Annotated in this window: 25 protein-coding genes; 16 read left to right on the top strand and 9 right to left on the bottom strand. The window is 55.3% G+C overall.

The features are described 5' to 3' along the window. Positions 1-114 precede the first annotated feature (114 nt). Complete coding sequence (locus tag AVO41_RS05315; RefSeq protein ID WP_068583846.1) at positions 115-474, top strand: putative quinol monooxygenase; 360 nt, start codon at positions 115-117, stop codon at positions 472-474. Here the strand turns inward: AVO41_RS05315 and chrA are convergent. From chrA to AVO41_RS05300, 3 genes are all read right to left on the bottom strand, one after another. Beyond that, on the bottom strand, positions 469-1,710 hold the full coding sequence (gene chrA, locus AVO41_RS05310; RefSeq protein ID WP_082676572.1) for a chromate efflux transporter: 1,242 nt from the start codon (positions 1,708-1,710) through the stop codon (positions 469-471). The genes AVO41_RS05315 and chrA overlap by 6 nt on opposite strands. Positions 1,711-1,869: 159 nt before the next feature. Further along, a complete protein-coding gene (locus AVO41_RS05305; protein ID WP_068583842.1) occupies positions 1,870-2,976 on the bottom strand; it encodes an MBL fold metallo-hydrolase in 1,107 nt (368 codons plus the stop codon). Further along, complete coding sequence (locus AVO41_RS05300) at positions 2,973-3,680, bottom strand: TetR/AcrR family transcriptional regulator (protein ID WP_068583838.1); 708 nt, start codon at positions 3,678-3,680, stop codon at positions 2,973-2,975. Before AVO41_RS05300 ends, AVO41_RS05305 begins: the two co-directional genes overlap by 4 nt. Positions 3,681-3,903: 223 nt before the next feature. Between AVO41_RS05300 and AVO41_RS05295 the strand changes: the two genes are divergently transcribed. From AVO41_RS05295 to AVO41_RS05275, 5 genes are read left to right on the top strand one after another with little or no spacing between them, the layout of a single operon-like run. Continuing rightward, positions 3,904-5,376, top strand: coding sequence for a cytochrome C (locus AVO41_RS05295; protein ID WP_068583837.1), 1,473 nt, complete (start codon positions 3,904-3,906; stop codon positions 5,374-5,376). Further along, positions 5,376-6,623 carry a hypothetical protein gene (locus AVO41_RS05290; protein ID WP_068583833.1) on the top strand — a complete coding sequence of 416 codons (1,248 nt, stop codon included), beginning with the start codon at positions 5,376-5,378 and terminating at the stop codon, positions 6,621-6,623. Before AVO41_RS05295 ends, AVO41_RS05290 begins: the two co-directional genes overlap by 1 nt. Positions 6,624-6,632: 9 nt before the next feature. Further along, positions 6,633-7,025 (top strand): c-type cytochrome, encoded by a 393-nt coding sequence (locus tag AVO41_RS05285; protein ID WP_153003491.1) that lies wholly within the window; start codon positions 6,633-6,635, stop codon positions 7,023-7,025. Beyond that, positions 7,022-8,353, top strand: coding sequence for an NAD(P)/FAD-dependent oxidoreductase (locus AVO41_RS05280; RefSeq protein WP_068583827.1), 1,332 nt, complete (start codon positions 7,022-7,024; stop codon positions 8,351-8,353). Before AVO41_RS05285 ends, AVO41_RS05280 begins: the two co-directional genes overlap by 4 nt. Before the next feature lie 34 nt (positions 8,354-8,387). Next, positions 8,388-9,104, top strand: coding sequence for a c-type cytochrome (locus AVO41_RS05275; protein ID WP_082676571.1), 717 nt, complete (start codon positions 8,388-8,390; stop codon positions 9,102-9,104). Positions 9,105-9,337: 233 nt separating this feature from the next. Here AVO41_RS05275 and AVO41_RS05270 read toward each other — a convergent pair whose 3' ends face one another. The 4 genes from AVO41_RS05270 to AVO41_RS05255 form a co-directional block, all read right to left on the bottom strand. Continuing rightward, positions 9,338-10,714 (bottom strand): hypothetical protein, encoded by a 1,377-nt coding sequence (locus tag AVO41_RS05270; protein ID WP_068583824.1) that lies wholly within the window; start codon positions 10,712-10,714, stop codon positions 9,338-9,340. Between the two features lie 188 nt (positions 10,715-10,902). Then, on the bottom strand, positions 10,903-11,805 hold the full coding sequence (locus tag AVO41_RS05265) for a M48 family metallopeptidase (protein ID WP_068583821.1): 903 nt from the start codon (positions 11,803-11,805) through the stop codon (positions 10,903-10,905). 36 nt (positions 11,806-11,841) lie between these two features. Beyond that, positions 11,842-12,024, bottom strand: coding sequence for a hypothetical protein (locus AVO41_RS05260; protein WP_068583818.1), 183 nt, complete (start codon positions 12,022-12,024; stop codon positions 11,842-11,844). A 3-nt stretch (positions 12,025-12,027) separates the two neighbouring features. Continuing rightward, positions 12,028-12,432, bottom strand: a complete 405-nt coding sequence (locus tag AVO41_RS05255) for a hypothetical protein (RefSeq protein ID WP_068583816.1) — start codon at positions 12,430-12,432, stop codon at positions 12,028-12,030. A gap of 173 nt (positions 12,433-12,605) precedes the next feature. Here AVO41_RS05255 and AVO41_RS05250 point away from each other — a divergent pair, with 173 nt between their 5' ends. The 5 genes from AVO41_RS05250 to AVO41_RS05230 are packed head-to-tail and all read left to right on the top strand — an operon-like array spanning position 12,606 to position 17,131. After that, positions 12,606-14,396 (top strand): 2-oxoacid:acceptor oxidoreductase subunit alpha, encoded by a 1,791-nt coding sequence (locus AVO41_RS05250; protein ID WP_068583813.1) that lies wholly within the window; start codon positions 12,606-12,608, stop codon positions 14,394-14,396. Beyond that, positions 14,393-15,256: a 2-oxoacid:ferredoxin oxidoreductase subunit beta gene (locus AVO41_RS05245; RefSeq protein WP_201022853.1), complete on the top strand. Its 864-nt coding sequence runs from the start codon at positions 14,393-14,395 to the stop codon at positions 15,254-15,256. The genes AVO41_RS05250 and AVO41_RS05245 overlap by 4 nt, the downstream gene beginning before the upstream one ends. Then, positions 15,253-15,792 carry a hypothetical protein gene (locus AVO41_RS05240; RefSeq protein WP_068583808.1) on the top strand — a complete coding sequence of 180 codons (540 nt, stop codon included), beginning with the start codon at positions 15,253-15,255 and terminating at the stop codon, positions 15,790-15,792. The genes AVO41_RS05245 and AVO41_RS05240 overlap by 4 nt, the downstream gene beginning before the upstream one ends. A gap of 45 nt (positions 15,793-15,837) precedes the next feature. Beyond that, a complete protein-coding gene (locus tag AVO41_RS05235; RefSeq protein ID WP_160326783.1) occupies positions 15,838-16,227 on the top strand; it encodes an HIRAN domain-containing protein in 390 nt (129 codons plus the stop codon). 19 nt (positions 16,228-16,246) lie between these two features. Then, positions 16,247-17,131 (top strand): 3'-5' exonuclease, encoded by an 885-nt coding sequence (locus tag AVO41_RS05230; RefSeq protein ID WP_068583803.1) that lies wholly within the window; start codon positions 16,247-16,249, stop codon positions 17,129-17,131. Here the strand turns inward: AVO41_RS05230 and ggt are convergent. Both ggt and AVO41_RS05220 read right to left on the bottom strand, forming a co-directional pair. Then, on the bottom strand, positions 17,128-18,891 hold the full coding sequence (gene ggt, locus AVO41_RS05225; protein WP_068583800.1) for a gamma-glutamyltransferase: 1,764 nt from the start codon (positions 18,889-18,891) through the stop codon (positions 17,128-17,130). The genes AVO41_RS05230 and ggt overlap by 4 nt on opposite strands. Before the next feature lie 150 nt (positions 18,892-19,041). After that, positions 19,042-19,323, bottom strand: a complete 282-nt coding sequence (locus AVO41_RS05220; protein ID WP_068583797.1) for a peptidylprolyl isomerase — start codon at positions 19,321-19,323, stop codon at positions 19,042-19,044. A gap of 56 nt (positions 19,324-19,379) precedes the next feature. Here AVO41_RS05220 and AVO41_RS05215 point away from each other — a divergent pair, with 56 nt between their 5' ends. The 5 genes from AVO41_RS05215 (at position 19,380) to AVO41_RS05195 (ending at position 25,881) form a co-directional block, all read left to right on the top strand. Next, positions 19,380-20,432: a hydroxymethylglutaryl-CoA reductase gene (locus AVO41_RS05215; RefSeq protein ID WP_068583794.1), complete on the top strand. Its 1,053-nt coding sequence runs from the start codon at positions 19,380-19,382 to the stop codon at positions 20,430-20,432. A 2-nt stretch (positions 20,433-20,434) separates the two neighbouring features. Then, positions 20,435-21,481, top strand: coding sequence for a type 2 isopentenyl-diphosphate Delta-isomerase (gene fni / locus AVO41_RS05210; protein ID WP_068583787.1), 1,047 nt, complete (start codon positions 20,435-20,437; stop codon positions 21,479-21,481). Next, positions 21,478-22,644, top strand: a complete 1,167-nt coding sequence (locus AVO41_RS05205; protein WP_068583778.1) for a hydroxymethylglutaryl-CoA synthase — start codon at positions 21,478-21,480, stop codon at positions 22,642-22,644. The genes fni and AVO41_RS05205 overlap by 4 nt, the downstream gene beginning before the upstream one ends. Beyond that, entirely contained in the window at positions 22,641-23,585 is a 945-nt protein-coding gene (locus AVO41_RS05200; protein WP_068583773.1) for a DMT family transporter, read from the top strand. Before AVO41_RS05205 ends, AVO41_RS05200 begins: the two co-directional genes overlap by 4 nt. A 280-nt stretch (positions 23,586-23,865) precedes the next feature. Next, positions 23,866-25,881 (top strand): cache domain-containing protein, encoded by a 2,016-nt coding sequence (locus AVO41_RS05195; RefSeq protein ID WP_068583771.1) that lies wholly within the window; start codon positions 23,866-23,868, stop codon positions 25,879-25,881. Positions 25,882-25,971: the final 90 nt, after the last annotated feature.

Here is a 25,971-nt window from a genome sequence, read left to right as displayed (position 1 = left end):
GTTGAGCTTCGTTAAGCGATAAAAATGACTGAACCTTCTAAAGCGTTCAGTTTATCAAATCTGCAGCAATCGCGTAGAATGACGCCATCGATCCCCCTACGTCAGGAAACGTCCATGTCCCGAAAAATTTATTGCACCGCTCAATTTCAACCCAAACCCGGCCAGGCCGATCGCCTGTTTCAGACCCTGCAGGCGCTCGAACCCAATACCCTGCGCGAAGATGGCTGTCTGCAATACGTGGTGACCCGCCAGATCGAGACCCCGTTTGCCGAAGGCCAGAGCTTTCCCATTGTGTTTCACGAAATCTGGGCCGACCTTGAAAGCTTTGAAGCGCACTGTCAGCGCACGGAAATTCAGAATTTTTTCCAGACCTGCTGTCTGGCCGAAGACGGGCTGGCCGCGGATTGGAACGTGTGCGCCTATTCCGACGAACCGGCCGACTACGATCATCCTTTCAAAAAATCCGGCTTATAAAACCTGCCCCATGAGGGCGGCGACCACTGGATTCAACAACAACAGGCCCCAAACCGGTCCTTGTCGGCGCAGCCAGACCAGATTGATCGCCAACATCAGCAAAGCAAGCAGAGTGTGGCCGCTGGTGACGCCTGTCTGCGCGCTCGCGTTCAAGGACAAGGCATGTAACAGAATCGGGTTCAACCAGGCGGCGGCGAGCAGCCCCACCACCACGGCATAGATCGCCGCCAAAGCTCCGGCCACCCGAGACTGTTTCTGCCAGGCCTGGTAAAAACGCAATCCGCCCATCAACAACAGAAACCCCGGCAGAAAAATAGCCAGTGTCGCCACCAGTGCGCCCAGCCAGCCCAGGGTCTGCACCCCCAGAAAACTGGCAAAGGCAAACATCGGCCCCGGCATGGCCTGAACCGCGCCATACCCGGCCATGAACACCTCTGCAGGAAGCGGCCCGTGCGGGGCGACCCAATCCTGCGCCAAAAGCGGCAACACCACATGGCCGCCGCCAAACACCTGAAAGCCGGTTAGCGCCAACTGGGCAAACACACCGCTCAAGGTGGTCAGCACGGCAGGCAGCGTAAGCACCGCAACAAACAGCGCAAAGGCGCTGGCCAGCAGCAAACGGCTCTGCCGGAGACCGGGACGGCGTTCCAGGGCGGCACCCAAACCATCCGAATGACGGCCGCGCAAAGGCCTTAGCCGTCCCAGCGCGCCCACAACCCCGCACAGCATGATCAACGTCCAGGCCGGAACAGGCGTCAGCAAGAACACCCCGCCGCTGAGCACCGCCATGCCCCAAAGCAGCCATCGCCGCCCCAGAGCGCGACTCATTTGAATCAAAGCCAGCGACACCACGACTGCGGCCACCCACAACCAACCTTGCATCAAGGGTGCCAGAGCGTCGGCATAGGTCTGGCCCACCCAACCAAACAGGCCCAGCAGCAAGGCCGTCGGCAGGGTAAAGCCGACAAACGCCGCCAACGCCCCCAACCAACCGGCACGCTGATAGCCCAGCATAAAGCCAAGCTGCGAACTGGCCGGACCCGGTAATGTCTGCGACCAGATCAGCCAGCGCTCAAACGCCGCCGTCTCAAACCAACGCAATTGCTCGACAAACGTGCGCTGAAAAAACGCCACATGCGCCGCCGGACCACCAAAGGCGTGGCAGCCCAACCACAAAAAACGCCAAAACACTTCCCAGCTGTCACGCCCCATCCGCAAACTCCCTGCACCCGCCATACTTTCGCCTGAGTGTACACGCGTCGTCTGACAACCCCATGACAAAACACAAAAAAAGCCTTCCGGTCTGACGACACAGGAAGGCCAAGAACGAACGCAAACGGTTCAAACCACCGACTCATAAACGGTCGGTGTGTGAATTTTGATGGGCGCTAACCGTTATTCAAAATTTTCTCCCAGATCTCCACCGGTCATTTCTTTGTAAATATGACGGGCATTGTTCTGATAGGTCTGCTCGTACACAGAGCGATCCGAATACATGGACTGATCGATTTCTTCGGCGTCACTGATGTCGCCGCCCTGATCGATCACCTTCTGCACCTCTTTTTGCATGTACACCAGATAATCATGCGTGTCGGTTTTCACCGTTGCCAGATCGGTCGGCCCGCCATGCCCCGGGATCACCAGCACATCATCGGGCACATAGTCCATCATCGTGCGGAATGTCTCCACCCAATACTGGGTATTGGTGTAGGAAAACAGCGCCAGCATACGGCTGTTGTAGCCCACATCCCCGGTTAACAGCAGGTTGCGCGACGGCACATACACCAGCGTGGAACCGGGCGTGTGCCCCGGCCCGAAGTTGAGCAGCTCCACGGTTTCACCGCCGCCGACATCGATCACCATCTTGTCACTGAATTCGGTGAACTGGTCCGACACATTGCGCGCCGAATCGGTGATTTCATGCCCGACGCGGGTGCCCCAGTGTTCTTTGATGTGCTCAAAGCCCTGATCAAAATCCTGGTTGGCCACATCGTGTGAATAAAGGTTTTTCACCCCCACATCCACCCAGTAGCTGCTGCCCAGATAAGCATGGCCCTGAGAGTTTTCCACCGCCACCCATTTCACAGGCTTGTTGGTGTGTTCCTTGATCATGCGATGAAACGAGCCCGCCACCGCCGGATTGGGCCCGGCGTTGAACACAAAGACCCCGTCTTCGAATTCCATCCAAGTCAGGTTGTTATTAAGGCCGTAGTTGGTGGGGTTGTGCCAGATCAGACTGCCCACCACCGTATAGACCCCGTCCGTCACCTTGACCGGCTCGGGCAGTGGCAGCGTCGGCCCGATGTAACCGGCTTTTTTCAGGGTGCCCGCCACATCCTTGGCATAGGTATCAAACGTGGACGCCGTGGCGGCATTCGCCGACTGCATTTCCTGAGCATAACGCTCAAACCCGGCCACATAAGGATCTTTGGCCTGTGCCGCTGAGGCGACCGCCATCATCGTTGCAACCGATGTGGCCACGAGTGTTTTTGAAAATGTCATGCTTGCTCCTTTGTCTCGTGCCAGGGGCACGGGTTGCTGTTAACCAAATTCTGCCAGGCCTGGTGCGCCAGGTTTTCCCAATCATTTTTAACCAGGCCTGGTAACAATCCATCCAAATAAAACTGTATCCAGCGCAACACCGGACCATAGGCCAGGGCCGCCGCCTGCATGGTCGGCATTGACGCAATCTCATCGGCTTTCTGTGCCTGCGCCAACACCTCTCTGAGCGTCACAAACGGCTGCTGAGCACAGACAGGCGGTTGCTCGGGCAAAAATTCCTGATGGCGCGCCTGCAAAATAAAACGCATGGCGTGCGGGTGCGTGATCGCTTCCTGCATCATCCAGTCGACGAGATGGCTGAAGCGCTCCCAGCCGGTGTCATGGCGCCGGATAATGGCCTGTTGCGCCTGTTCCAACTGCGCCAGCAACGCTTCCATCAATCTTCGCGCAATGGTTTCCTTGTCGCCAAACGCGTGATAGATCGAGCCGGAACTGACCCCGGAATGCGCCACCAGATCGGCGATGGACGTATTGAAATACCCCTGCCGATCAAACAACACCAGGGCCGAATCCAGCACTTTTGTTTGCGACGTCGGCCAATCGAGGTTGGCAAAAAACGATGGCGCATGCTTGGCATGTGGCGCAGGTTGAACCCTGGCCCCCAAAGCGGTCGCATCATAAGACGGTGTTGCGGCGTTTTTCATGCCATTAGAATAAGCATTCTAATCACAGAACACAAGCACCAACCATGCAAGCATTGTGAAAAGACCGCGCCCGGACGGGCGCTGCAAAGATCATTAATATTTATACCCACATAATATAAATTTTTTCTAATTCCCTTTTTGTCACGCATCCTTAAAATTCAGCCCGTACGATAAAAATCCTTTGCTCAGGATAAACCCATTTAATATATAAGGACATTGGCTTATGGAACTGATCAGCCTTTACCCCACCTGGTTTGAGCCCAATCTGGGCTCCGGCTGGGTGATCGGCATCATCGCGACCTTCCATGTGCTGGCCTCTCACACCTCGGTCGGGGCCGCCATGCTGTTTGCCTATCTTTCCTATCGCTCCTACAAGGAAGACCGCCCGGACTATCTGGACTTCGTCAAACGCTACGGCCTGTTTCTGCTGGTGTTCACCTATGTTGCCGGCTCCATCACCGGGCCCGGCATCTGGTACTCGACCACCGTGGGCAGTCCCAATGGCATCGGCGCATTGATCCACTCATTCGTCTGGAAATGGGCCACCGAATGGGTCTTTTTCGTGATCGAAGTGGTCGGCGTCTATATGATTGTTTATCTGGTGGGCAAGGTCGATAAAAAAACCCACATGAAAATCTCGCTGATCTTCGGGATTTCTTCGCTGGCGACCATGGTGATCATCATCGGCATTCTGTCATTCATGATGTTGCCCGGCAAAGAACAGTGGTTTGCCGAAGGTGGTTACCTCAATGGCTTTTACGGCACCAATACCTTTGTGCAGATGGGCATGCGCGTGGCGTTTATGTTCACCATGACCGCCGTGGTCGGGGGCATTGTGATCTCCACCATCAAAGACGCAACGTTTAAAAAAGAAATGACGCGCAAACTGGGTTGGCTGGGCATCATCAGCACCCTGATCGGTTCGGCTCTGTTCCAGTGGTATCTGAGCTCCGTGCCCGAACAGGCGCTGCTGGTCATGGAAAACCGTCTGCCGGACTACTTTGAACCCAGCATCATGGCGGTACTGGCCGGGACGCTCGCGTATTTCATCATCACCATGATCCAACCGCGTCTGCTGGTGCAGGGCTTTGCCGGGGCCATGACCATCATCATTCTGGTGGCGGGTCTGTGGCCGGAAGAAACCGCGCGCGAATCCATGCGCAAGCCTTGGGTGGCCGGTCAGTATGTTTATTCCAACCAGGTGATCGGCCGCGACGTGCCCGGCATGGACATCCAATCGCAAATCCCCACGCTGGAAAAAGTGGGTCTGCTGAAAGCGCACCCGTTCACGCCTGAGCATCTGCGCGAGGTGAACGAAGGCAACCGCATTCAGGCGGGTGAGTTCATCACCATGACCTATTGCTCCAACTGCCACTCGCCCAGCCAGACCGGGATTCGTCCGCTGCATCGTTACTTCCCAGACGGCATGACACAGGCACGCATGGAAGACTACATCCGTGGCGTGATTGAGCCAGGCACCATCGCCTACATGCCCAAAATGCCAATGACCGAAGACGAGGTCACCGCGCTGGCGTCCTACTTGTTGCTCAATAACGAAGGCGGACAGACCGCCATCACCGCAGCGATTGACAAAGAAGTGGCCGACCGCAAGCAAAAAGCGCTGGCTAAGGAATCCAGCGATTCCGCCAATGCGGTCATCAGCCTGAACTCCACAACCTCACAGGAGGCGCACTAATGGATGCTGGAAACGTTCAACACATCACAGACATGATGTATGCCCTGCGCAATCCCGCCGGGGTGCCGACCTATCCCATTGTCTTTATGGCATTGGGAGTCCTGACTTTTGCCCTGCACATCTTTTTTGTGCAGCTAATGCTGGGCACCGCCGGGGTCACCATCGCGGGCGCATTCAGCAGCGACCCACACTGGCGACGTCTGAGTGCGGCGATGCTGGAAGTTGCTAAGGTGTCCGTGTCGGTCGCCATCGTGATCGGGGTCGCGCCCCTGCTGTTTGTGCAGGTGATTTATGACCCGCACTGGTACACCTCCAACGTGCTTTCAGCCGACTGGGTCATCGCCTTTATCCTGATTCTGATTCTGGCCTATTGGTCCATGTACTTCTACTATTTCCAGAACAGCAAGCAAAAAGGCGTCGAAGCCGCCCCCAAAGCGCGCTGGTCAATGATCCTGAGTGTGATTCTGCTGCTGGTGGTCGGTTACATCATGCACAACCTGACCAAGCAGATGCTGCACCCGGAACTCTGGCAGAGCTGGTATATGCCCAACGGCCAGATGGATTACTCCGGCTCCAAACTGCATGCCAGCAACCTCTGGCGCTTCGGTTTCTTTATCAGCATGGCGATTCCGGTGGCCGGAGCCATGATGGTGACCTACCGCCGTTTCAAGATGGTGCGTGAAGACGCCGACATGGACTACCTCAACTTTGCTGCAGACGTGGGCAAAAAATGGATTTCCGTCGGTTCCGCCATCGCGCTGGCCTTTTACATCGGCTGGATGATGACCCTGCCCGAAACCGCTGGCGACTTCGGTACCTCTTTCTGGGGCATTGCCGGAGGCGTGGCACTGATCGCCTACGCGCTCTGGGCCAAGGTTCGCCTGAAAAACAACCACCCTTTATGCAGCTACATGGCCTTGCCCATGGCCGTGGTCGCCGGTTTGGTGGTTGCCATCAGCCGTGAGATGCTGCGCTACGGCATTCTGGAAGGCTTTTTCGGCTACGACTTCATGGACTATAAGGTGGTGATGGACTGGTATTCCACCGCGCTCTTCTTTATCACCTTCGCGGTGCTCGGCGGTGCGGTGCTGAGCTATTACCTCACCGTGGCCTGGAAAGTCGGCCAGACCAATGGCGTGTACACCCCCAGCGCCACCGTGGACCGCATGGGCACCGCCGCCATCTGGATTCTTTTGCTGTGGATGGTGCAATTCTTTGCCGTCGGCTTCTGGGTCTGGGCGCAATAAAGGAGTTATATGATGAACCGAACGATTTCGATTTCCGCCTTGTGCCTGAGCTTGATCACGGCAGGTGCTCAGGCCGCACCGCAACCCATGGCCTCAGGCGAAGCCATGGCCCAACAATGCGCGCCCTGCCACGGCACCAACGGTCAGGCACTGACCGAAGCCATGCCGCCTCTGGCCGGCATGGATGCCGACACTTTTGAGCGCGCCATGCTGGCTTATCGGGACGGCTCACGCGACGCCGTGATCATGGATCGCGTCGCCCGTGGCTTTACCGACGAAGAAATTCATGCCATGGCCATCTGGTTTGAGCAACAACCGTTCAAACCCTGGCAGGACACCACGCTGGAAGAGGCCTATGACGCCTCCAACGCCGCTGACAAAGCAATGGGAGGTCAACAATGAGTCGACTGGAACAACAAACGTTTGATCGCAAAATCACTCGCCGCGACCTGATCAAGGTGTTTGGCGCCTCAGCCGTGGCCGCCACCGGCATTTTCGGGGCCAGCAACAAAGCCTTTGCGCAATCCGCCGCGCATGTGGTGATTCTCGGCGGTGGCGTCGGCGGGTCCACCTTTGCCAAATACCTGCGCTTTGCCGACCCCGACGTCAAAATCACCATCATCGAGCAATACCCGGAATACATTACCTGCCTGCGCAGCAACGATGTGCTGGTGGGCATGCACACACTGGATGAACTGACGTTCAATCTGGACACGATTCGTTCCAAATACAATGTGAACGTGATCATCGACAAGGTGGTGGGCGCGGACTTTGACAAAAAAACCGTGCGTACCCAGAAAGGCGAGACCGTGTCTTACGACAAACTGGTGGTTTCGCCGGGCATCGACTTTGTCTATGACAACATCGAAGGCTTCAACGAGCAGGTGGCCGACACCACGCATCCGCACGCCTACAAAGCCGGGCCGCAAACCCTCAAGCTGAAACAGCAACTGGAAAACCTGCCTCAGGGCGGCACCGCCATCGTCGCCCCACCGCAGAACCCTTTCCGCTGTCCGCCGGGGCCGTATGAACGAATTTCGTTCTTTGCTGAATACCTGAAAAAACACAACCCCACCGGCAAGGTGATCGTGCTTGATCCCAAAGACCGCTTCACCAAAGACATTCCGTTCAAAAAGGCGTGGGAACGTCTGTATGGCTATCGAAGCGACAACAGTCTGATCGAATGGATTTCCGGTTCCGATGGCGGCCAGGTCACACGACTGGACCCGAAAACCAACCAGGTACAGGCCATGGTCGAAGATTTTCAGGCGGACTTGATCAACATCATCCCCAACCAGCGGGCCGGTAAACTGGCGCAAATGCTGGATCTGGCCGACGAATCCGGCTGGTGCCCGATCAATCGCCATACTTTTGAATCCATGCGCCATGACGAGGTGTATGTGCTGGGCGACAGCACCATCGCCGACGCCATGCCCAAATCGGGTTACGCCGCCAACTCTCAGGCCAAGGTCTGCGCCAAAGCCGTCGCCGATACACTCAAAGGCGAAAGCCCGGGCAGAGCGATTTATTCCAACGTCTGCTACAGCCTGGCCGGACAAAATTACGGTGTTTCCATTGCCGCGATTTATGAAGTCCGCGACGGCCTGATTCAACCCAAAGGCGACTCGGCGGGCGTGTCAGAGATTACCGACAAACCGGCCCAGCCGATTCTGGAAGCGGTCTATCAGAAAAACTGGCACCGCGAATTCGTCAAAGACGTGTTCTCTTAAGGCGGAAACCATGGATTCAAAAGGGAAAAAGGTTATGAAAAAAACATCCATCCACTCAGCCATCAGTGCCTGTGTGCTGGTGCCTGCGCTGGCGTTGGCCGGCGGCCACGGGGAAAAACCTGATGCCGCGCCCTGGACGCATCAGTCGCTCAACCAGACACTGAACGAGATGCCACAAGGCAATGTCGAGCGGGGCCAGCGCGTGCACACCCAAATGATGTGCGCGTCCTGTCACGGCGAAAACGGCCAGTCCCCTTCGCGCAACTTCAGTTCGCTGAACGGACAGACACCGGCATACACCATGAAAATGATGCTGGACTACCGCGACGCCCGCCGCTGGGAAAATTACGGTCAGGCCACCATCATGGTCAAGCTGGCTCAGGCGATGACGGATCAGCAAATTGCCGATGTGGCCGCGTTTTACGCCGAGCAGTCTCTGTCCGACTGGCAAATCGAGCAGACGCTGCCGGACGAAAGGTTTAAAATGGCCGACAAGCTGGTACGCAAAGGCGACGCCTCGCGGCTGCTGGTGCCCTGCTCTTCGTGCCACGGCGTGAACGGTCAGGGCAATGGCATCACACCCGCCCTGGCCGGACAAGTGCCGGAATATTTCAAACGCACCATGCACGCCTACAAAAACGGCGAACGTCACAACGACGTCAGTCAGGGCATGTCGCAACTGGCCAAACCACTGACCGACGCCGAAATCGACGCGCTGGCCAAGTACTACGCCAATCTGGAGGGGTCTTAAATGAGCGGAATGAAAGCCATCATCTGGGGAGCTATTTTAACCTTCGGCTCCATCTTTCTGATTTGGTTACTGAGCATGGTGACCACAGTCGCCACCTGATCAATCAAACAAAACGCGGCCATCGAGCCGCGTTTTTTCTATCAAAACAACCGTACCAACATAATGGTATCGTCTGAGTCCACTAATCATAATGTGCTTTTTCAACCAGTTGCAAGAGAAGTAATGCCTACTTTTTAAAGAGTAGCATCGCCATTTCCCAAGTCCTCATCTTCTCTTTCCTCTTTGGGTGCGACATATTGGTCTTCAACAAGCTTTTCATACAAAGAGTCATATTGATATCCTTTCTCATTGATGCGCTCCCAAAATTCTTCCCAGAGTTTTCGATGATTAAGAGGAGCTTCTTTTGTCTTTGTATAGAGAGCAGAAAAGAATGCTCCAATTCCACCAGCATTCAATATTTGGTTGATCCCATATGATCCAGCGTTCTCTAAGGCTCCACTAAAAACACACTTCAAGTCATGATCGCTAAATGTCGAACTAATGGGGAGTAGTAAACTATTTCCTCTAAACTCAGCCGAGTCAAAAGATAAAGCTTCAGAAAATAGAGAAATGGATTTATCCTTAAAAAACACTGAAGGAGAGGCCGCAATTATTTTAGCTTGATCAACATGTGTTAAACCATCCACTTTTTCAAAAACTTGGCTTCTTATGTCTTCGATTTTCTCAACAAGTGCTCCCACCTGATATCTTAAAATCTCTTCCGGACTCATTGCATTAATAAGACCTTCGACACGCACCTTTTCTGATTGTGGTAATTCCGACCAAAGATCATTTCTTAACTTCAGGAAAGGAAAGATTCTTTTAAGTAGGTTATCGCTTGCCTCAGAGAGCATGCTAGCCAAATTGTTTGATACGACCTCTTCAAAAATATCAGGGTATAATCGTTGTATGACTCCTAAAGAAGCTGATAATCGATTCAACAACTCTGGCGAAACTCCTGCTTCATCTCGAAATATCCTTTTCCACAAAATAATTGCAAGATTTCTAACCCCGCTTTCTTTGACTCTACCTAAGTTATTTTCCGACGATAATAGAGTGAAAGCTTTTTCCTCATCATCCGGAAATGATGGCTCATTGATCAACTCGAACAATCTCTGAACGATTACTTTTCCTTTTAATGGGGGGTGGATCAGTAAATAATTAGCAGCCTGTATTATATATGCAAGGGCCAGCTCTGCTGGCGGAGAGAATTGGCTTCCATCATCTGAAAAGGTCGGATGTGCACAAATATTTCGGTCATCCTTAAGCCGCTCTAAATGTGATTTTTCTATTGTTGAAATCAGTTGCAACTCATCGCAGGCAATGTTCAAGAGTTTTTTCTCAAAAGCTAACATAGCAGCCGGATCGTTTGGTTGGATTTTGTTTAAGTCATTTTCATATTTTTGTGCTGCAGGGTCTTCACTGAGACTCAACTCACGTATCTTTTCAATTATATCTACGCATACGGCGATCCATGTTGCAATTAGAGAAGCTCGGTATGCCCCCGTTCTATAAGAAGCTATAGACTCATTTAGAAAATCTTTTGCATGAATGTTACGAACATTCTGCATCAGTTCGTCTAGATTACTTAGATGTTGTCTCACTAAAACCTCTACAATAAAGCATACAATAGTCTATTTAACAGGCATTAAAGATCAATTTACAGATATGTCATGAATAATTAATTTCCCATTCTTCATTGAAGAATACTCAGATTTTAACTACTTAAATTCTGTTAGAAGTTAAAACCATGTCAGCCTCACACCCACATCAACCCAGCGCCTTCCTGTTTTAAAAATCGTTCTGCTGCCTGAAAATTTGGACAGTGCCGAGCAACCTGTTGCCAGAAGTGTCTGGAGTGATCGAAATGAATCAAGTGACACAGCTCGTGGACGAGCACGTAATCGGCGACAGCTTCCGGCATCCGTGCGATGGCCCAGTGGAAGCGGACGCGGCCTTTGTGGTCGCAGCTGCCCCAGCGGGCGCGGTAGTGTTTGACCTGCCAGTCTGTGGGTTGCACGCCGATCTGCTCGGCTCTGTCCGGCAGGGTTGCTGACAGCCATTGGGTCAGACGATCCTGACACAGTCTTCTGAACGCGGGGCGCAAGCGATCGGGCAGGCGCGTTGGGTCAGTACGCAAGGCCTGTTGGAAAGTAGCGACATCGTCCGGGGTGGCGCGCACTTCCCAGTGGCGCTGTGCCCAGTCGATGTTGGCTATGGGGTGGACTTTGATCTGGTCACAGGGCGTCAGTTGCCATGTCCAGTCTTCGCCCAGCAATGCAAAGGGTTGATCGCATTGAAGGTGAAACGGGCTTTGTTGGCGTTGTTGCTGCAGACGCTGTAATTGCTGATGCAGGCTGGAAAACAACCAGGCCTGGTGATTTTTAAAGGTGGCGATTTGTTGTTGTTTGCTGAGCGCGTTTGGTACCAGAAAAGTAATGCGCTCGGGCGTGACTTTGAGCGCGACCGAACCGCGTCGGCGCGTGGGTTTGCATTGGAAAAAAGCCTGACCGGACTCATGGCAGAGGCTTGGATGCGCAGGCCAGTTTTGCGAGGTGGGAAGCGGATGCGAGAGGATCAACGGCGAAGCGTTACGACCTTTGGCCGCTTGTGAGGCTGGGGGTGCTTTGGAAGCAAGGGATTGTTTCAAGCGTTGCCACATGCGTTCGGCCGTTTTGGGTCAGTGTGAGAGACTCGCTTAGGGCTCCGCGGCGTTGTCGAGCGCCCGGTCCATTTGGCGGTGAGATTGTTCGGCGCGTTCCTGCGCGGTGGCCTGACGCTCGGCCTCGGCTTGCGCTTTTTCGGCGTCATAGCTGGCGCAACTGCTCAGATTCAACGCCATCAGCAATGCGCCACTTACGAGCCAGTGTAACCGTGACATGCGTTACCCCTGCACGTCAAAGTTACGCAATGCCATGCGAAAGGCATTAAACGGATTCAGCAACGCGTCGGCGAGAATAATCGCAAACCCGGCCCAGTGATAAAAATGCGGTTCCACGCCTTCGACGAAATACAAATAGGTCAGCAAGCCGGTCGCCAACGCGACATTGAGCACGGCCCAGAACTGATCTACCAAAAAGGCCATGGCACTGATGTCGCCGGATTTGAACATCTCGATGAACAACACCGCAATCGCGACCCCGATAAACACATACCCCGCCGTGCCTTCCAGCGAAATCTGCATCACATGGGCGACGATCAAAAACGCCACGACCAACAGCATCCACGGAATCTTGCCCAACATCGACAAAACGCCGCCCTGATTGGATTGCACTCGTACTTCGCTCATGAGGATTCCTCTCTTTTTGGTTTTTCAGTCATTTTGCGCGGTTGCACGTAAAAGGTCAAGCCAACCGAAGGCCACGACGTCCCTTTAGCACCGCGACAAACAGCGCGAGCGCTTTGTTTTTTTTATGCGCAAACTTTGCTATAGTTTTGGCAACCCTTTAACACGAGTGTCTTATGACCGATACCCGCCCGATTCCCGCGCCCATCCCTGATTCACACCGATTGAGTGTGTCCATTTCCGGCGCCGGGGGTGCCGGGGCTGTGACCGTGGGGCTGATTTTGTTGGAAGCTTTTGGCAAGGCCGGTTTTTACGGCGCTCTGACCCGCAGCTTTGGCCCTCAGATTCGCGGCGGCGAGTCGGCGGTGTTTCTGAATCTGTCGGATCAGCCGATCGAAACCCTGCCCGAAGCCACCGACATTCATCTTGCGCTGGACTGGAAAAATTTTGAACGCTTTGCCGATGAAATCCCGCTGACGGCGAACACGGAGATTTTCTACGACGACAGTCGCGAAAAACCGCCCGCTCTGGTCACTGAGTCCGGCGCAGAGTGCACACCTCTGCCACTGCTGAATACGCTTAAAGAAATCAAAGGCGGTCGCATCAACATGCTGGGCTTGGGCGTGCTGGCCAAACGCCTCGGTCTGGCCGAGCACGCCATTGAGCAGGCCTTGCAGAAAACACTGGGGCGCAAAGGCGACGAAGCCGTGCAGCTGTCGCGCCAGACCGTTGAAGCCGGACAAGCACTGGTCGAAGCCCCCAAAACTTCGCCCCTCAAAGGCTGGCAACCCAGCGAACAGGCGCGCTGGCATCTGAGCGGCAACGAAGCCTGCGCCATCGGCGCCTTGCGCGGCGGACTCAAACTCGCAGCCGCCTACCCGATCACCCCGGCGACCGACATCGTGGAATACCTCGCACCCCGGTTGGAAAAAGTCGGCGGCCAGGTGCTGATTGCCGAAGACGAACTGGCAGCGATGAACATGGTCATCGGTGGCGCGTTTGGTGGCGTGCCCGCCATGACCGCCACCTCTGGCCCCGGCTTTGCCCTGATGACCGAAGCCATGGGGTTGGCCGTGGCCAGTGAGACCCCCGCGCTGGTGGTAACGGTCATGCGCGGCGGCCCGTCCACCGGGATTCCCACCAAATCCGAGCAGGCCGACCTCAACCAGGTGTTGTATGGCCTGCATGGGGATGCGCCGCATGTTGTGGTCGCCCCGCTGAACGTCAGTGAAAGCGTCTGGGTCACGCAATGGGCATTGGGACTGGCCGAACATCTGCAAACCCTGGTGGTGCTCGCCACTGATCAGCATTTGGGCCAGTCTCGCATGATCTGCGACCCGACGCTGCCCGAAGACATGAGCCAAACCCGCGGGCTGACCCGCCTTCGCGCTGAACCCCGAACCACGGGCGACCCGGCGTATCAACGCTATGCGCTCTCGGCGGACGGGCTTTCGCCCATGTCGGAACCCGGCCTGCCCGGCGCGCAATACACCGCTGACGGACTGGAACACACCGAAACCGGTCTGCCCTCCTCGTCGGCGCAGGACCACCGCGACCAACTGGCCAAGCGTGCGCAAAAACTGACCGAGTTTGATTATGGCGATGATTGGGCCACCTACCTGCCCGCTGACAAGGCCAAGCACCTGATCCTCACCTGGGGCTCGTCGTTTGAAGCCTGCAAGGAAGCCGTGGCCCGCCACAATGCGGAGGCCAAAAAAGGCAAGCAAGTCTCGCTCTTGGGCCTGCGCCTGTTGATGCCCTTGCAGAGCAAATCCTTACGCCAGCTCTGCAAGGGCCATCAGGTAACGGTGGTGGAACAAAACGCCACTGGCCAACTGTATCATTACCTGTTGAGTGAGCAGGCCCTGCCCAAGTCGAGCCAATCGTTTGCCCGCCCCGGGCCGATTCTGTTTACGCCGGGCGAACTCCAGACCTACTTGCGCTCGCTCACCGAGGAGGCAACATGAAAAAAGCACAGGCGGTGGAACGCATTGATCAAATGCCGGTGGAAGCACGCCCGGCCCGACCCAATGATTATCTGTCGGACAACCATCCCGTCTGGTGTCCGGGCTGTGGCCACTTTTTTGTCTTGCGCGCACTGACCAAGGCGCTGGCCTGGCTGGGCCGCCCGGCGGAAGAACTGGCGATGATCACCGGCATTGGCTGTTCCTCGCGCTTGCCCGCCTATCTGGCCAGCTATGGTTTTCACGGCGTGCATGGCCGCGCGCTGGCCGTGGCCACCGGATTGAAAGCCGCCCGTCCTGACTTAACCGTACTGGTGGCCGGTGGCGACGGCGATGGCTACTCGATTGGCGGCAACCATTTTCTGCATGCCTGTCGGCGCAACATGGATTTAACCTATCTGGTGATGGACAACGAAGTCTATGGGATGACCAAAGGCCAGCCCTCGCCCACCAGCGCCCCCGACTGGCACAGCAAACTGGCCCCGCACGGCACCGGCATCAATGCCTTCAACCCGATGGGCGTAGCGCTGGCCGCCGGGGCGAGTTTCATTGCGCGTGGCTTTGCCGGCGACCCCAAAGGCCTGACCAAACTGATCAGTGACGGCATTGAACACAAAGGCTTTTCGGTCATCGAAATCAAAAGCCCTTGCGTGACCTTTCGCCCGGAACAGAAAGCCTGGCAAAAGCAAATGCGCTCGCTTAACGTCTCGCCCACGCCCAACAAGCTGGAAGCGGCGCAAGCCATTCATGCCAGTGACGGGTTTGACACCGGGATTTTCTACCAGGCCGATCTGCCGATCTTTGATCCCCAGTCCGAGGCCACAACAACCCTGGATGAGCTGGAACAGGAGCTGGTGCTATGAGCCTGACCTCGTCGATGCATCCACACGTCAAAACCACCAACAAAAACTACGCCTGGGTGTTGGCCGCTGTCTCGGAGATGATCGAAGAGACGCTCTATCACTGTGACACCTTTTCGCATGCGCTGCGCGCGCACCACAACGACGCCGCCGCGGAGGTGTTTGATGCGTTCAGCCCCGCGCTCAACCGTGAACTGGACCAGGTGCTGGATGCGCTCAAAGGCGTGGAACTGCCCCGCATTCCGCCCTGGGAAATTCCGCATCTGGACTATGATCATCCGGCTTCCAACCTGATGGAACGGGCGCATTACCTGATGACGCCGGTGGAAGCGCATCAACTGGTCAATGACATGATTCGCACCCACACCTGTTTTTACAATCATCTGCTGGAAACCACTCATCAGCCGATCATCAAAGAACTGGTCAAAGAGCTGCTCAATCTGTGTCTGCAATGCCGCCAACGCAACCAGCAGGCCATGAACCAGACGGAAAGCACCCCGGCACTGACCGATGACGACCCACCGAATGAGCCGCAATAACGCCCGATGTGGCCGTTTGCACGCACACACAGGCCGAACCGCCAGGTGTTTCCAGTCCGAGGCACGGTGTTTTATCAGGCTCAGAGGGCCTGGGAAGCTGGCTGGCTACCCCCCGAGGTGCCTTTGTTATTGATTAGAGAGCCCACCAACGCTTACGATCCCCATGCAGTGCAAGTCTGGCTGTTGCGCCCCCGCGTACTGCTGGGCTATGTGCCACGGGAGCTGGCACCGGTGGTCGGCTGGCAACTGCGCCACCATCAGATCCAAACCTGCCAATTGGATCACACCTTGGGGCTGACGCGCCCCGGCCTGCGCTGTCGGCTGCAGACAAATGATAGCTGGCAAACCACCTGGGTAAGGCGCTTCTGGTCTTTTTACCAGGCCTGGTCAAAATGGCGGCATCCGATCCGATGCCGAGACAGGCAACCCCATTGAATCTTCGAGGAATCACGTTATGACACTTTCACTGACCGATATGGCCCAACAACTGGCTCAGTCCCCGGATTATCAGGTGTTACACCGACTGGCACCTGCACAGGACTTTACCCCCGCCTCGGCCCAGCCGGGACCGAGGCATCAGGTGTGCATCATCGACACCGAAACCACGGGGCTGAACACCGATGAGTGCGAGCTGATTGAGCTGGGGTATCAGGTGGTGGAATTTGACTCCGACGGCCAGTTTTATCGGGTGCTGTGCGCCAAAAACTTTTTAAACGAACCCGAACGGCCCATTCCGCCGGAAGTCACGCAGGTCACACACCTGACCGATGACGACGTCCGTGGCCACAAAATCCCCTGGGAAGAAGTCATTGCAGATTTGAGCCCGGTGCAATTGTGCGTGGCGCACAACGCCGGGTTCGACCGGCCGATTGTGGAGCGCTATGCCGATCTTTTCAAGGAGAAGGTCTGGGGCTGTTCGGTGCGTCAAATCGACTGGCTGAAGCTCGCAGGCGTAGGCTCGCGCAGTCAGGAGATGCTTTGCTGGAAGCTGGGCGGATTCTTTTACGACGCCCACCGGGCGCTGGATGATGTGCAGGCGCTGACGCAGCTTTTGAGTCAGTCGGTGGGCGAGCCACCCACACCGGTCTTTCAGTCATTGCTGGCAGGCGTGCGGGAACAAAAAGCCCTGATCAAAGCCACCGGCGCGCCGTTTGAACTCAAAGACGCGCTCAAACAGCGAGGCTATCGCTGGCAACCGGCGCAACGGGTCTGGCAAAAGATGTTCAACGCCAGCGACACCCAGAATGAGATGGCGTGGCTGAAAGAAAACGGCGTGCCCAACCCCGACATCAAAAAAATCAAGGCCACCGATACCTTTTCCAAACGCGCCGAACTCTAAGAGCCGTTGGGCGCTTCCCAAACTTTTGCCACGCCGCGACCGCGCTGATCGGCTGCCGCAGCCCAGGTGCCATCGGACTGTCGCACCACGAGCTGCACGTCGCCCAGATAGGGATGACGTTTAAGCTGATAGCCCATCAGTGTGAGTTCGGCTTGCGTGCTTTCCGATAAGCTCGGATGGTAGCGAATTTCGTTTTTGGGCCAGAGTTGATGATGCACCCGCGTGGCATCGACCGCCTGCTGGGCCGTCATCTCACGCTCAAACACATTGACCAGGGTTTGGAACACGCTGGTGATGATCGACGACCCGCCGGGAGTGCCCACCGCCGCAACCACTTGAGTGGAACCGTCCTCTTGTGACTGCAGCAACAAGGTGGGGGACATGGACGAAAGCATGCGTTTTTCCGGGGCGATGGCATTGGCCTTGCCGCCGATCACACCGAACACATTGGGCACGCCCGGCTTCTGACTGAAATCGTCCATCTCATTGTTCATCAGAAAACCGGCCGCCTCAATCACCACACCACTGCCAAACGGCATGTTCAGCGTATAGGTGTTGGACACCGCATTGCCTTCGGCATCCACAATGGAAAAATGCGTGGTGTCGGTCGATTCCGCCAGACCGGGCTGAATCGATTCGGTTTCAGAAATAGCCCGTAGATCAATCCCTTCTGAACGACTCTTCAAGTAACTTTTACTCAAAAGGCGCTCGGTGGGCACGGACACAAAATCGGGATCGCCCAGGTATTCGGCGCGATCGGCGTACACCCGTTTGGCCAGTTCGGCATAAAAATGCGTGCGCAACGCCATCGGGTCCGACTGCCCTGCCTGCATCGCCTGCTCAAAGTCGGCCTGACGCAACTGTTTCATTTTTAGAAGCTGGGCGATTGCGACCCCACCGGAACTCGGCGGCGGCGCACTGACTAACTCATAGCCCAGCCAATCGATGCGAATCGGCGCACGCCAACGCACGTCATAGTCGGCCAGGTCACGATGCGTGATCAAACCACCCCCGGCCTGCATGGCCGAAACCAACTGATCGGCAATCGGCCCCTGATAAAAAGCGGATTCTCCCAACTCGGCCAGGCGCGTAAGCGTTTTGGCCAGCGCTGGCTGTTGCCAGCGTTGACCGGCCTGAATCGGCGCGGCAAATTGCTGAAAACGTTTGGCCACCGATTCTGGCTGACCGGCCGGGGCCAGTTTCTTGTTCAACCAGCCCTGATACCAGTCGGCGGTTTGCGCCAGTGATTCTGGCACAATGAAACCGCTTTGTGCGAGCTCAATCGCCGGTTGCAGTAACCGTGCCCAGGGCAAGCGCCCGAAACGCTGGTGCGCCGCCCACATGCCTTTGACCGTGCCCGGGACGCCGGAAGCCTGGTAGCCCACCAGCGAACGAAACGGAATCACCTCCCCGGTTTTATCCAAATACATGGTTTCAACCGCGGCCTGAGGCGCTTTTTCGCGATAGTCCAGAAACCAGGGCTGAGGCTGAGCACCCTTTTTTTCTGCCGCAAACAGGGTCATGAAACCGCCCCCGCCCAGATTGCCTGCTTCCGGGTAGGTCACCGCCAGTGTGAAGGCAGCCGCCACAGCGGCATCAACCGCATGACCGCCCTCATCCAAGATTTGCTGGGCCACCGCCGCACTGTGTTGATCGGGCATCGCCACCGCCGTTTGCGAGACCGCACTCTGAGCATTGATGGCCAGCAGCAGCCCGACGCCCATACTCACGCCCCGCATCAAATTTGTCCATCCTGTCATCGCTTGCCTCGCTTGTGTCTCATTCCATGTCCCACCAAATAGGTTTTTGACCAGGCCTGGTTAAAAATGCATGAAAGATTGCGCCATGAAAAAAGGCGAAACCAACCCTCGCTGATTTCGCCTTCTCTCAATCAGTGCATCGTTCAGATGTTATTCCGTGCGATCGGTCACTTCCAGCAAGTGGTAACCGAACTGGGTTTTGATCGGCCCTTCCAGCGAACCCACATCGGCGCTGAAGCAGACCTTGTCAAACTCCGGCACCATCATGCCCGGCCCGAACTGCCCCAGGTCACCGCCTTGACGCCCGGATGGGCATTGAGAATGCTCTGCTGCCACCTCGGCAAAATCCTTGCCCTGTTCGATTTCCTGTTTCAGTGCGTTGGCCTGTTCTTCGGTTTCTACCAAAATGTGTCGTGCGGTTGCCATTGCCATGCTTTTGATCCTTTCTGTTATCCAATTGGGCTGTAAATCCCCTATAATACCGCATTATGACACAGAATAAAGATGGCGCTTTTGCGCAGATCCCCATGCAATCGGTCGGGCCGGTCAAATTAATCGGCGACGTCGAGGCCGATGACCTGATGATTCCCATGGCCACCTACGAGACACCTCTGTGGCCATCGGTCGCCCGTGGCGCGCGCGTCACCCACCATGCCGGTGGCATCCGCGTGACCGTGGTGGATGAACGCATGACCCGCTCCATTGCTTTGGAAGCGGCCAACGCCCGTGACGCACTGGCAACTATGAAGTCACTACAGGCCCGTCACCCTGACTTGCAAGCCGTGGTCAGCGAAAGCAGTCAATACGCGCAACTGATCGACCTGAACTGCCAGATCATTGGCAAACTCCTCTACATCCGTCTGGAATTCACCACGGGGGATGCGTCCGGTCACAACATGGTCACCCATGCCGCCGACCGCCTGATCCCGTGGCTGCTCAACGAATACCCCAACATGGCATACGTGTCGATTTCCGGCAACCTGTGTACGGACAAGAAAGTCTCGGCGGTGAATGGCTTGCTGGGACGCGGCAAAAACGTGGTGGCCGAAACCACCCTGCCACGCAAGCTCTGCCAGCGTTTTTTGAAAACCAGCCCCGAGGCGCTGGTGGATCTGCACATCAAAAAAGATTTGATCGGTTCGATTGCAGCGGGCAGTCTGCGCAGCGCCAACGCCCATGTGGCCAATATGCTGTTGGGCTTTTATCTGGCCACGGGCCAGGATGCCGCCAACATTGTCGAGGGCTCGCAGGCGATCAACCACGCCGAAGTCACGCCAGAGGGCGATCTGTATTTTTCCACCACTTTGCCGCATTTAATCGTGGGCACGGTGGGCAATGGCAAGGGACTGGAATTTGTTCAGACTAACCTGCAGCAGCTCGGTTGTCTGGCTGAGCGCCCCGCCGGTGACAATGCACGTCGCCTCGCCTGTATTGCCGCGGCCTGTGCCTTTTGTGGCGAATTGTCACTGCTGGCCGCGCAAACCAATCCGGGCGAATTAATGGCCGCGCACCTCAAGTTAGAACGTCAGGGCAAGGCCTAAGTATGACGGAGATCACTCAGCGCAAACAGGATCACATCGACTGGCTGCTCAAGGACCCGCAGATTGAACGCAACCAAAGCGGGTTTGATGCGATTCAACTGACGCACCGGGCCCTGCCCGAATGCGATTTTGACGCCGTGGACACCCGCCAGACGTTTCTGGATCACACCTTGTCTTTTCCGTTTCTGATTTCGTCGATGACCGGGGGCGCTTCGGGCAATCTGTCTGAAATCAACCGACGGCTTGCTCAAGCCGCCGAAGATACCGGCACCGCCATGGCGGTCGGTTCCCAGCGCGCTCTGATCACCGATCCCGGCTCGGACACCAGTTTTCAACTGCGCCAGTACGCGCCGAGCGTGCCGTTACTGGCTAATATGGGCGCGATTCAATTGAACTATGGCTTTGGGTTGGATCAGGCACGACGCATGGTGGACACGCTTGAAGCCAATGCACTGATTCTGCACCTGAACCCCTTGCAGGAAGTGATTCAGCCCGAAGGCGACCGTAACTTTGCCGGTCTGGCCGAGCGCATTGATCAACTCAATCAAACGTTGGACGTCCCGATCGTGCTTAAGGAAGTCGGTTGCGGCCTGTCTGCGGCCGACATTCAACTGGGGCTGGACGCCGGCATTCAATGGTTTGATCTGGCCGGACGTGGCGGCACCTCCTGGAGCCGGATCGAAGCCAGACGCAGTGCCCAGGTGCCACAGGCCGATCTGGGTGAAATCTTTCAGGACTGGGGCTTAACCACGCCTCAGGCGCTGGATGCGGCACGCCCCTTTCACGACCGGGCCCAATTTATTGCCAGTGGCGGCATTCGCAATGGCATCGACATGGTCAAATCGGTTATAATGGGCGGTCATGTTTGTGGCACAGCGGCCCCGTTATTGCAACCCGCCATGACCTCCACTGACGCCTGTGTGGCCGTCATTGAGCAGTTTCATCTGGCGTTTCGCACGGCGCAGTTTTTACTCGGTGCGCCGACTGTGTCCGAATTGTTTTTAAACGATGCACTGCTGCATCATAACCAGAGTTGTCAGACTGAATGACGGTTGGGATCGATCTAATACATTTTGCCACGGCCGATTATTACCTGGGGCTGGACACCTTTGCTCAGGAAAAAGGCACCGAACTGGAAAAATACACCATCGGGATCGGTCAGGAAAAAATGTCAATCGCCCCGCCGGACGAAGACATTGTGACGCTGGCGGCCAAAGCCGCGCGCCCAATCCTCGACCAGATCAATCCTGATGCCATCAGCAGCGTGCTGTTTGCCACCGAGTCCGGGGTCGATCAGTCCAAATCCGCCGGCACCTATTTGCATGGTTTGCTGGGACTGTCGCCGCATTGTCGTACCGTGGAGCTCAAACACGCCTGCTACGGCGGCACCGCGGCCCTGCAAATGGCTTGCGCACTGGTCAAAGCCAACCCCAAAGAACAGATTCTGGTGATCGCCGCCGACATCGCCAAATATGACGTCGACTCCTCTGGTGAAGCCACCCAAGGCTGTGGCGCGGTGGCCATGCTGGTCAAAGCCGAGCCCCGTATTCTGGCAATCGAACCCGGTTCGGGCTACTACACCGAAGACGTGATGGATTTCTGGCGCCCCAATCACCGCACCACCGCACTGGTGGACGGCAAATACTCAACCAAGGTTTACCTCAACAGCCTCAAGCAGGCCTGGCAACATTTTGTATCGCAAACCGGACGACGCTTTGAACAGATTGATGCGTTCTGTTACCACATTCCTTTTTCACGCATGTCGGAAAAAGCACACAAGGCCCTGACCAAAGTGGCCGGTATGACATTGGACAAAGAACGTTTTTTTGCCCAGATCCAGCCCGGCCAGCGCTACAACCGTGTTCTGGGCAACAGCTACAGTGCCTCGCTTTTTATTGGTTTTTGTTCATTTCTGGACAACGCCCCGGGCGATCTGACCGAGAAGCGCTTTGGATTATTCAGCTATGGCTCCGGTTGCGTCGCCGAATTTTTAACCGGCGTTATCCAACACGGCTATCAGGACGTATTGATGCGCCAAAGCCATCAGGCACAAATTGATGCCCGCACGCCCTTGAACTACCAACAATATCTCGATTTTTATTACCCGACGATCACCGACCCGGACAACGTCGCATTCGAGGTTCACAATCGTGGGGCCTACCGGCTGGCAGGGATCGGGCACGCCATTCGACGCTACCAGCGCCGCGCATGAGCTCGCCGGCCACCTCCCAGTGGCGCGGTCTGATCTGGATGACCATTGCGGTCATGAGCATCCCCGCCTCCGACGCCATTGCCAAATTATTGAGCCAAAGCTTGTCCGTGGGGCAAATCAGCACCACGCGCTTTGTGATTCAATGCCTGTTGCTCCTGCCCTTATGGCTGTGGTGGCGTCACCAAGGGGTCTGGTTGCAAGGCCTCAAATTTCGTGACTGGCTCCTTGGCGCACTGATCGCTGCCTCGATTCTTTTTTTATTCTGGGGCCTGACTTATTTGCCACTGGCCAACAACATCGCCATTTTCTTTGTGGAACCTTTGATTCTGGTGCTCTTTTCCAGACTTTTTCTGAAGGAGACGGTCACCGTCAAGCGCTGGGTCGCCGTCACCGTCGGTCTGATCGGTGCGCTGATCGTGATTCGCCCCAACATCGAAGCCTATGGCTGGGCGAGCTTATTGCCCCTTCTGTCTGCGACCGCTTATGCCGCTTACCTGACTTTGACCCGCGCTTTGCGCGACACCCCTGATCCGGACCATTGGCCCGAAGCGGCCAATGGTTTGCAGAAATCGGTGCGTCTGCAGTTGATGATCAGCCTGGCCGCCGCATCACTGATGCTACTGTTTCTCGGCTTGGGACAAGCCACATCGATCTCACTGACTGATCTCAACTGGCCCACGCCAGCTCAATGGGGCCTTCTGGGTTTACTGGGGCTGCTGGCCGCGTTTGCGCATGTATTGATTGCTCTGGCCTTCACCTACGCCAGCGCCAGTGTGCTCGCGCCTCTACAGTATCTGGAAATTCTGGGGGCCGTTTTTTTCGGTTGGTGGCTGTTTCAGGAATGGCCCGATTTACTCACCTTTGTCGGCGCGGCCGTGATCATCGGCTCCGGCCTTTACATTGCCATGGAAAAACCTCACCGCGATGTGATCGAAGATTGAGAGGACGAATTAGGTGGACAGGAGCCAAAGCCTGCCATCTGAAAAAAATGCCTGCCTGAAGACCCTCCCCAGACCCGTCGGCGTGACGAGCCTTGTGCCCCAAGATGCACCGATAACAGGACAGGTTTCCCCTTTTTCACACAAGACACACGCTTGGCCGTGAGCTAAAAAGGCTGACATCAACCGGCTAGAGCTGATACCCAAGCAATTTTTCATTTTGGCTTATTATTTGCTCAATATTGGCTCAAATTGTCAACACTCTCAACAAGGAACCGGTACATTGCAAGACCTGCTTACATCTGATCAAATCAAATCCTACATCCGATACCTGCCGGAAGTACAAAAGTATGTGTCAGAACTGGAGCATCAGGACCTGTCCTGGACCACCGTTGCGATGGTTGGAAAGATTAACAATGAAAACATGGATGATCAGCTGCTGGACTCCATCGTTGAAACCCAGACCGAATTCCAGCATTTACGCGACCGGATGATTCAGGAGCTGGTAGGCCGCTATCTCAATCAAGCCACCAGTGAGATACAACTCAAGGCTCAGGCCGCCATCGACATTTTAATTCGTAACCTTTTTGAACGGACAGCCGATGTGGGTTTTTTGGCGACGGATGATGATCTGGTCGCCTTCATGGAACGCGATGAGGTCACGGAAGAAGATCAACGATTCATCCACCAGAGAATCGAAGAATACGTGGCGAAATACAGTGTGTACGACGACGTTTTGCTGCTCACTCCCCAAGGACAGGTTCGGGCCAAACTTGACGACAACAACCCTGTCACGCACAGCCATGACCCCATCATTCAGGAAGCCCTCCACTCAGATCAGGAGTACACGGAAGTTTATCGCTATTCGGACCTGTTTCCCAACAAACCAAACAGCCTGATCTATGCCAAAAAAATTCAATCCGAACAAAACGGGCATCTTCAGACGGTTGGCGTCTTGTGCTTGAGTTTCAACCTGGACGACGAGCTGGACCGACTTTACCCGGTGCTTGGCAGTGACGAAACCTTCGCCATTATGCTGCTCAACGACAAAGGCCAGATTCTGTCGTCCAATTCACCACAGCAACATGCGCCCGGCCGACAACAGGTTAAACAGCCCGATGGCTTTGAGATGGCGGTTCGTGATGGCGAAACCTTGCATTATGCTACCCGAACCCATGGTTACCAGGGATTTCACGGACTGCCGTGGTTCGGCTATGTTGCGGTGCCAAGCCAGGTCGCTTTCCGTGATAAAAGTGAACTCAAGTCATTGGATGTTGTGATTGAGCAAGCATCTCCTTTGTACCTGACCGACTTGGAAGAAATGAACCTCAAAGTCAGCAATTTGCTGTTGATCGTCATTTTGAACGGCAAAATTATTTCTCTCAAACGTGATGTCAAAGCTTTTTTGCCCATCCTGGACAATTTCCAGTCGATCAGCCGTGACATTCAAGAAATTTTCGTACGCTTCATTCACCATATTCATAACGTCCTGGTCAAAACCATTCAGAGCAAAGTAGCTTTCAGTGCCGCGCTGGCAGTGGAAATCATGGATCGCAACCTCTACGAGCGTGCAAATGATTGTCGCTGGTGGGCACTCAACAGTACCTTCCGCCAGCTTTTGAGTGAACACAATCAGGGACAGACCTTGACCGAAAAGGATACAACGCGTCTGTGTGACATACTGGCCTATATCAATCAGTTGTACACCGTTTATACCAACATCCTGCTGTATGATCGCAGCGGCAAAATCCTGGCGGTGTCCAATCCCTCGGAGTCGGAGCGGATCGGGACAGTCATGCCTAATCCACAGGACGTTTCACGCTGCCTGAGATTGAGTGACACCCAACAATATGTGGTCTCCGATTTTCACAAAAGTGAACTCTATGAAGGGGGATACACCTACCTTTATCATGCGGCTGTCAAAGATTGGCACAATCTGGACAGCAATGTGGGCGGCATTGCCCTGGTCTTTGACAGCCAGCCAGAGTTCAAAGCCATGCTGGTCGACAGCGAGCCTAACTATGCCAATGCCATTCTCAATGACGTCACTTCAAGCGTTTTGATTGATCGAAGTGGCCTGGTGATTTCAAACACCTCGGACGAAATCGAAATTGGCTCCACGTTAAACACTCCGAAAGAAATTCTGGATGCGGAAAAAGGGACCAACGACACCATATTCTGGCAATGGGACGAAAAACCATGCCTAGTCGGTTATCGTGTGGGCGAAGGTTACCGGGAATACAAAAACGGCGATGGCTATGACCATGACATCATTGCTCTGATGTTTACGGCCATCTAACCCACAAAGCATTCCTTTATGAAAACACCGTTCTATGCAGATCAATGCCGGATCACCCTGTTTAAACAACACAGAAAATCGGTAATCAGA

The organism is Thiomicrospira sp. WB1 (assembly GCF_001507535.1).
In the GTDB taxonomy this organism is placed as follows: domain Bacteria; phylum Pseudomonadota; class Gammaproteobacteria; order Thiomicrospirales; family Thiomicrospiraceae; genus Hydrogenovibrio.
The sequence above is the reverse complement of the archived record's forward strand: the minus strand, read 5'-3'. Positions and strand labels throughout refer to the sequence as shown.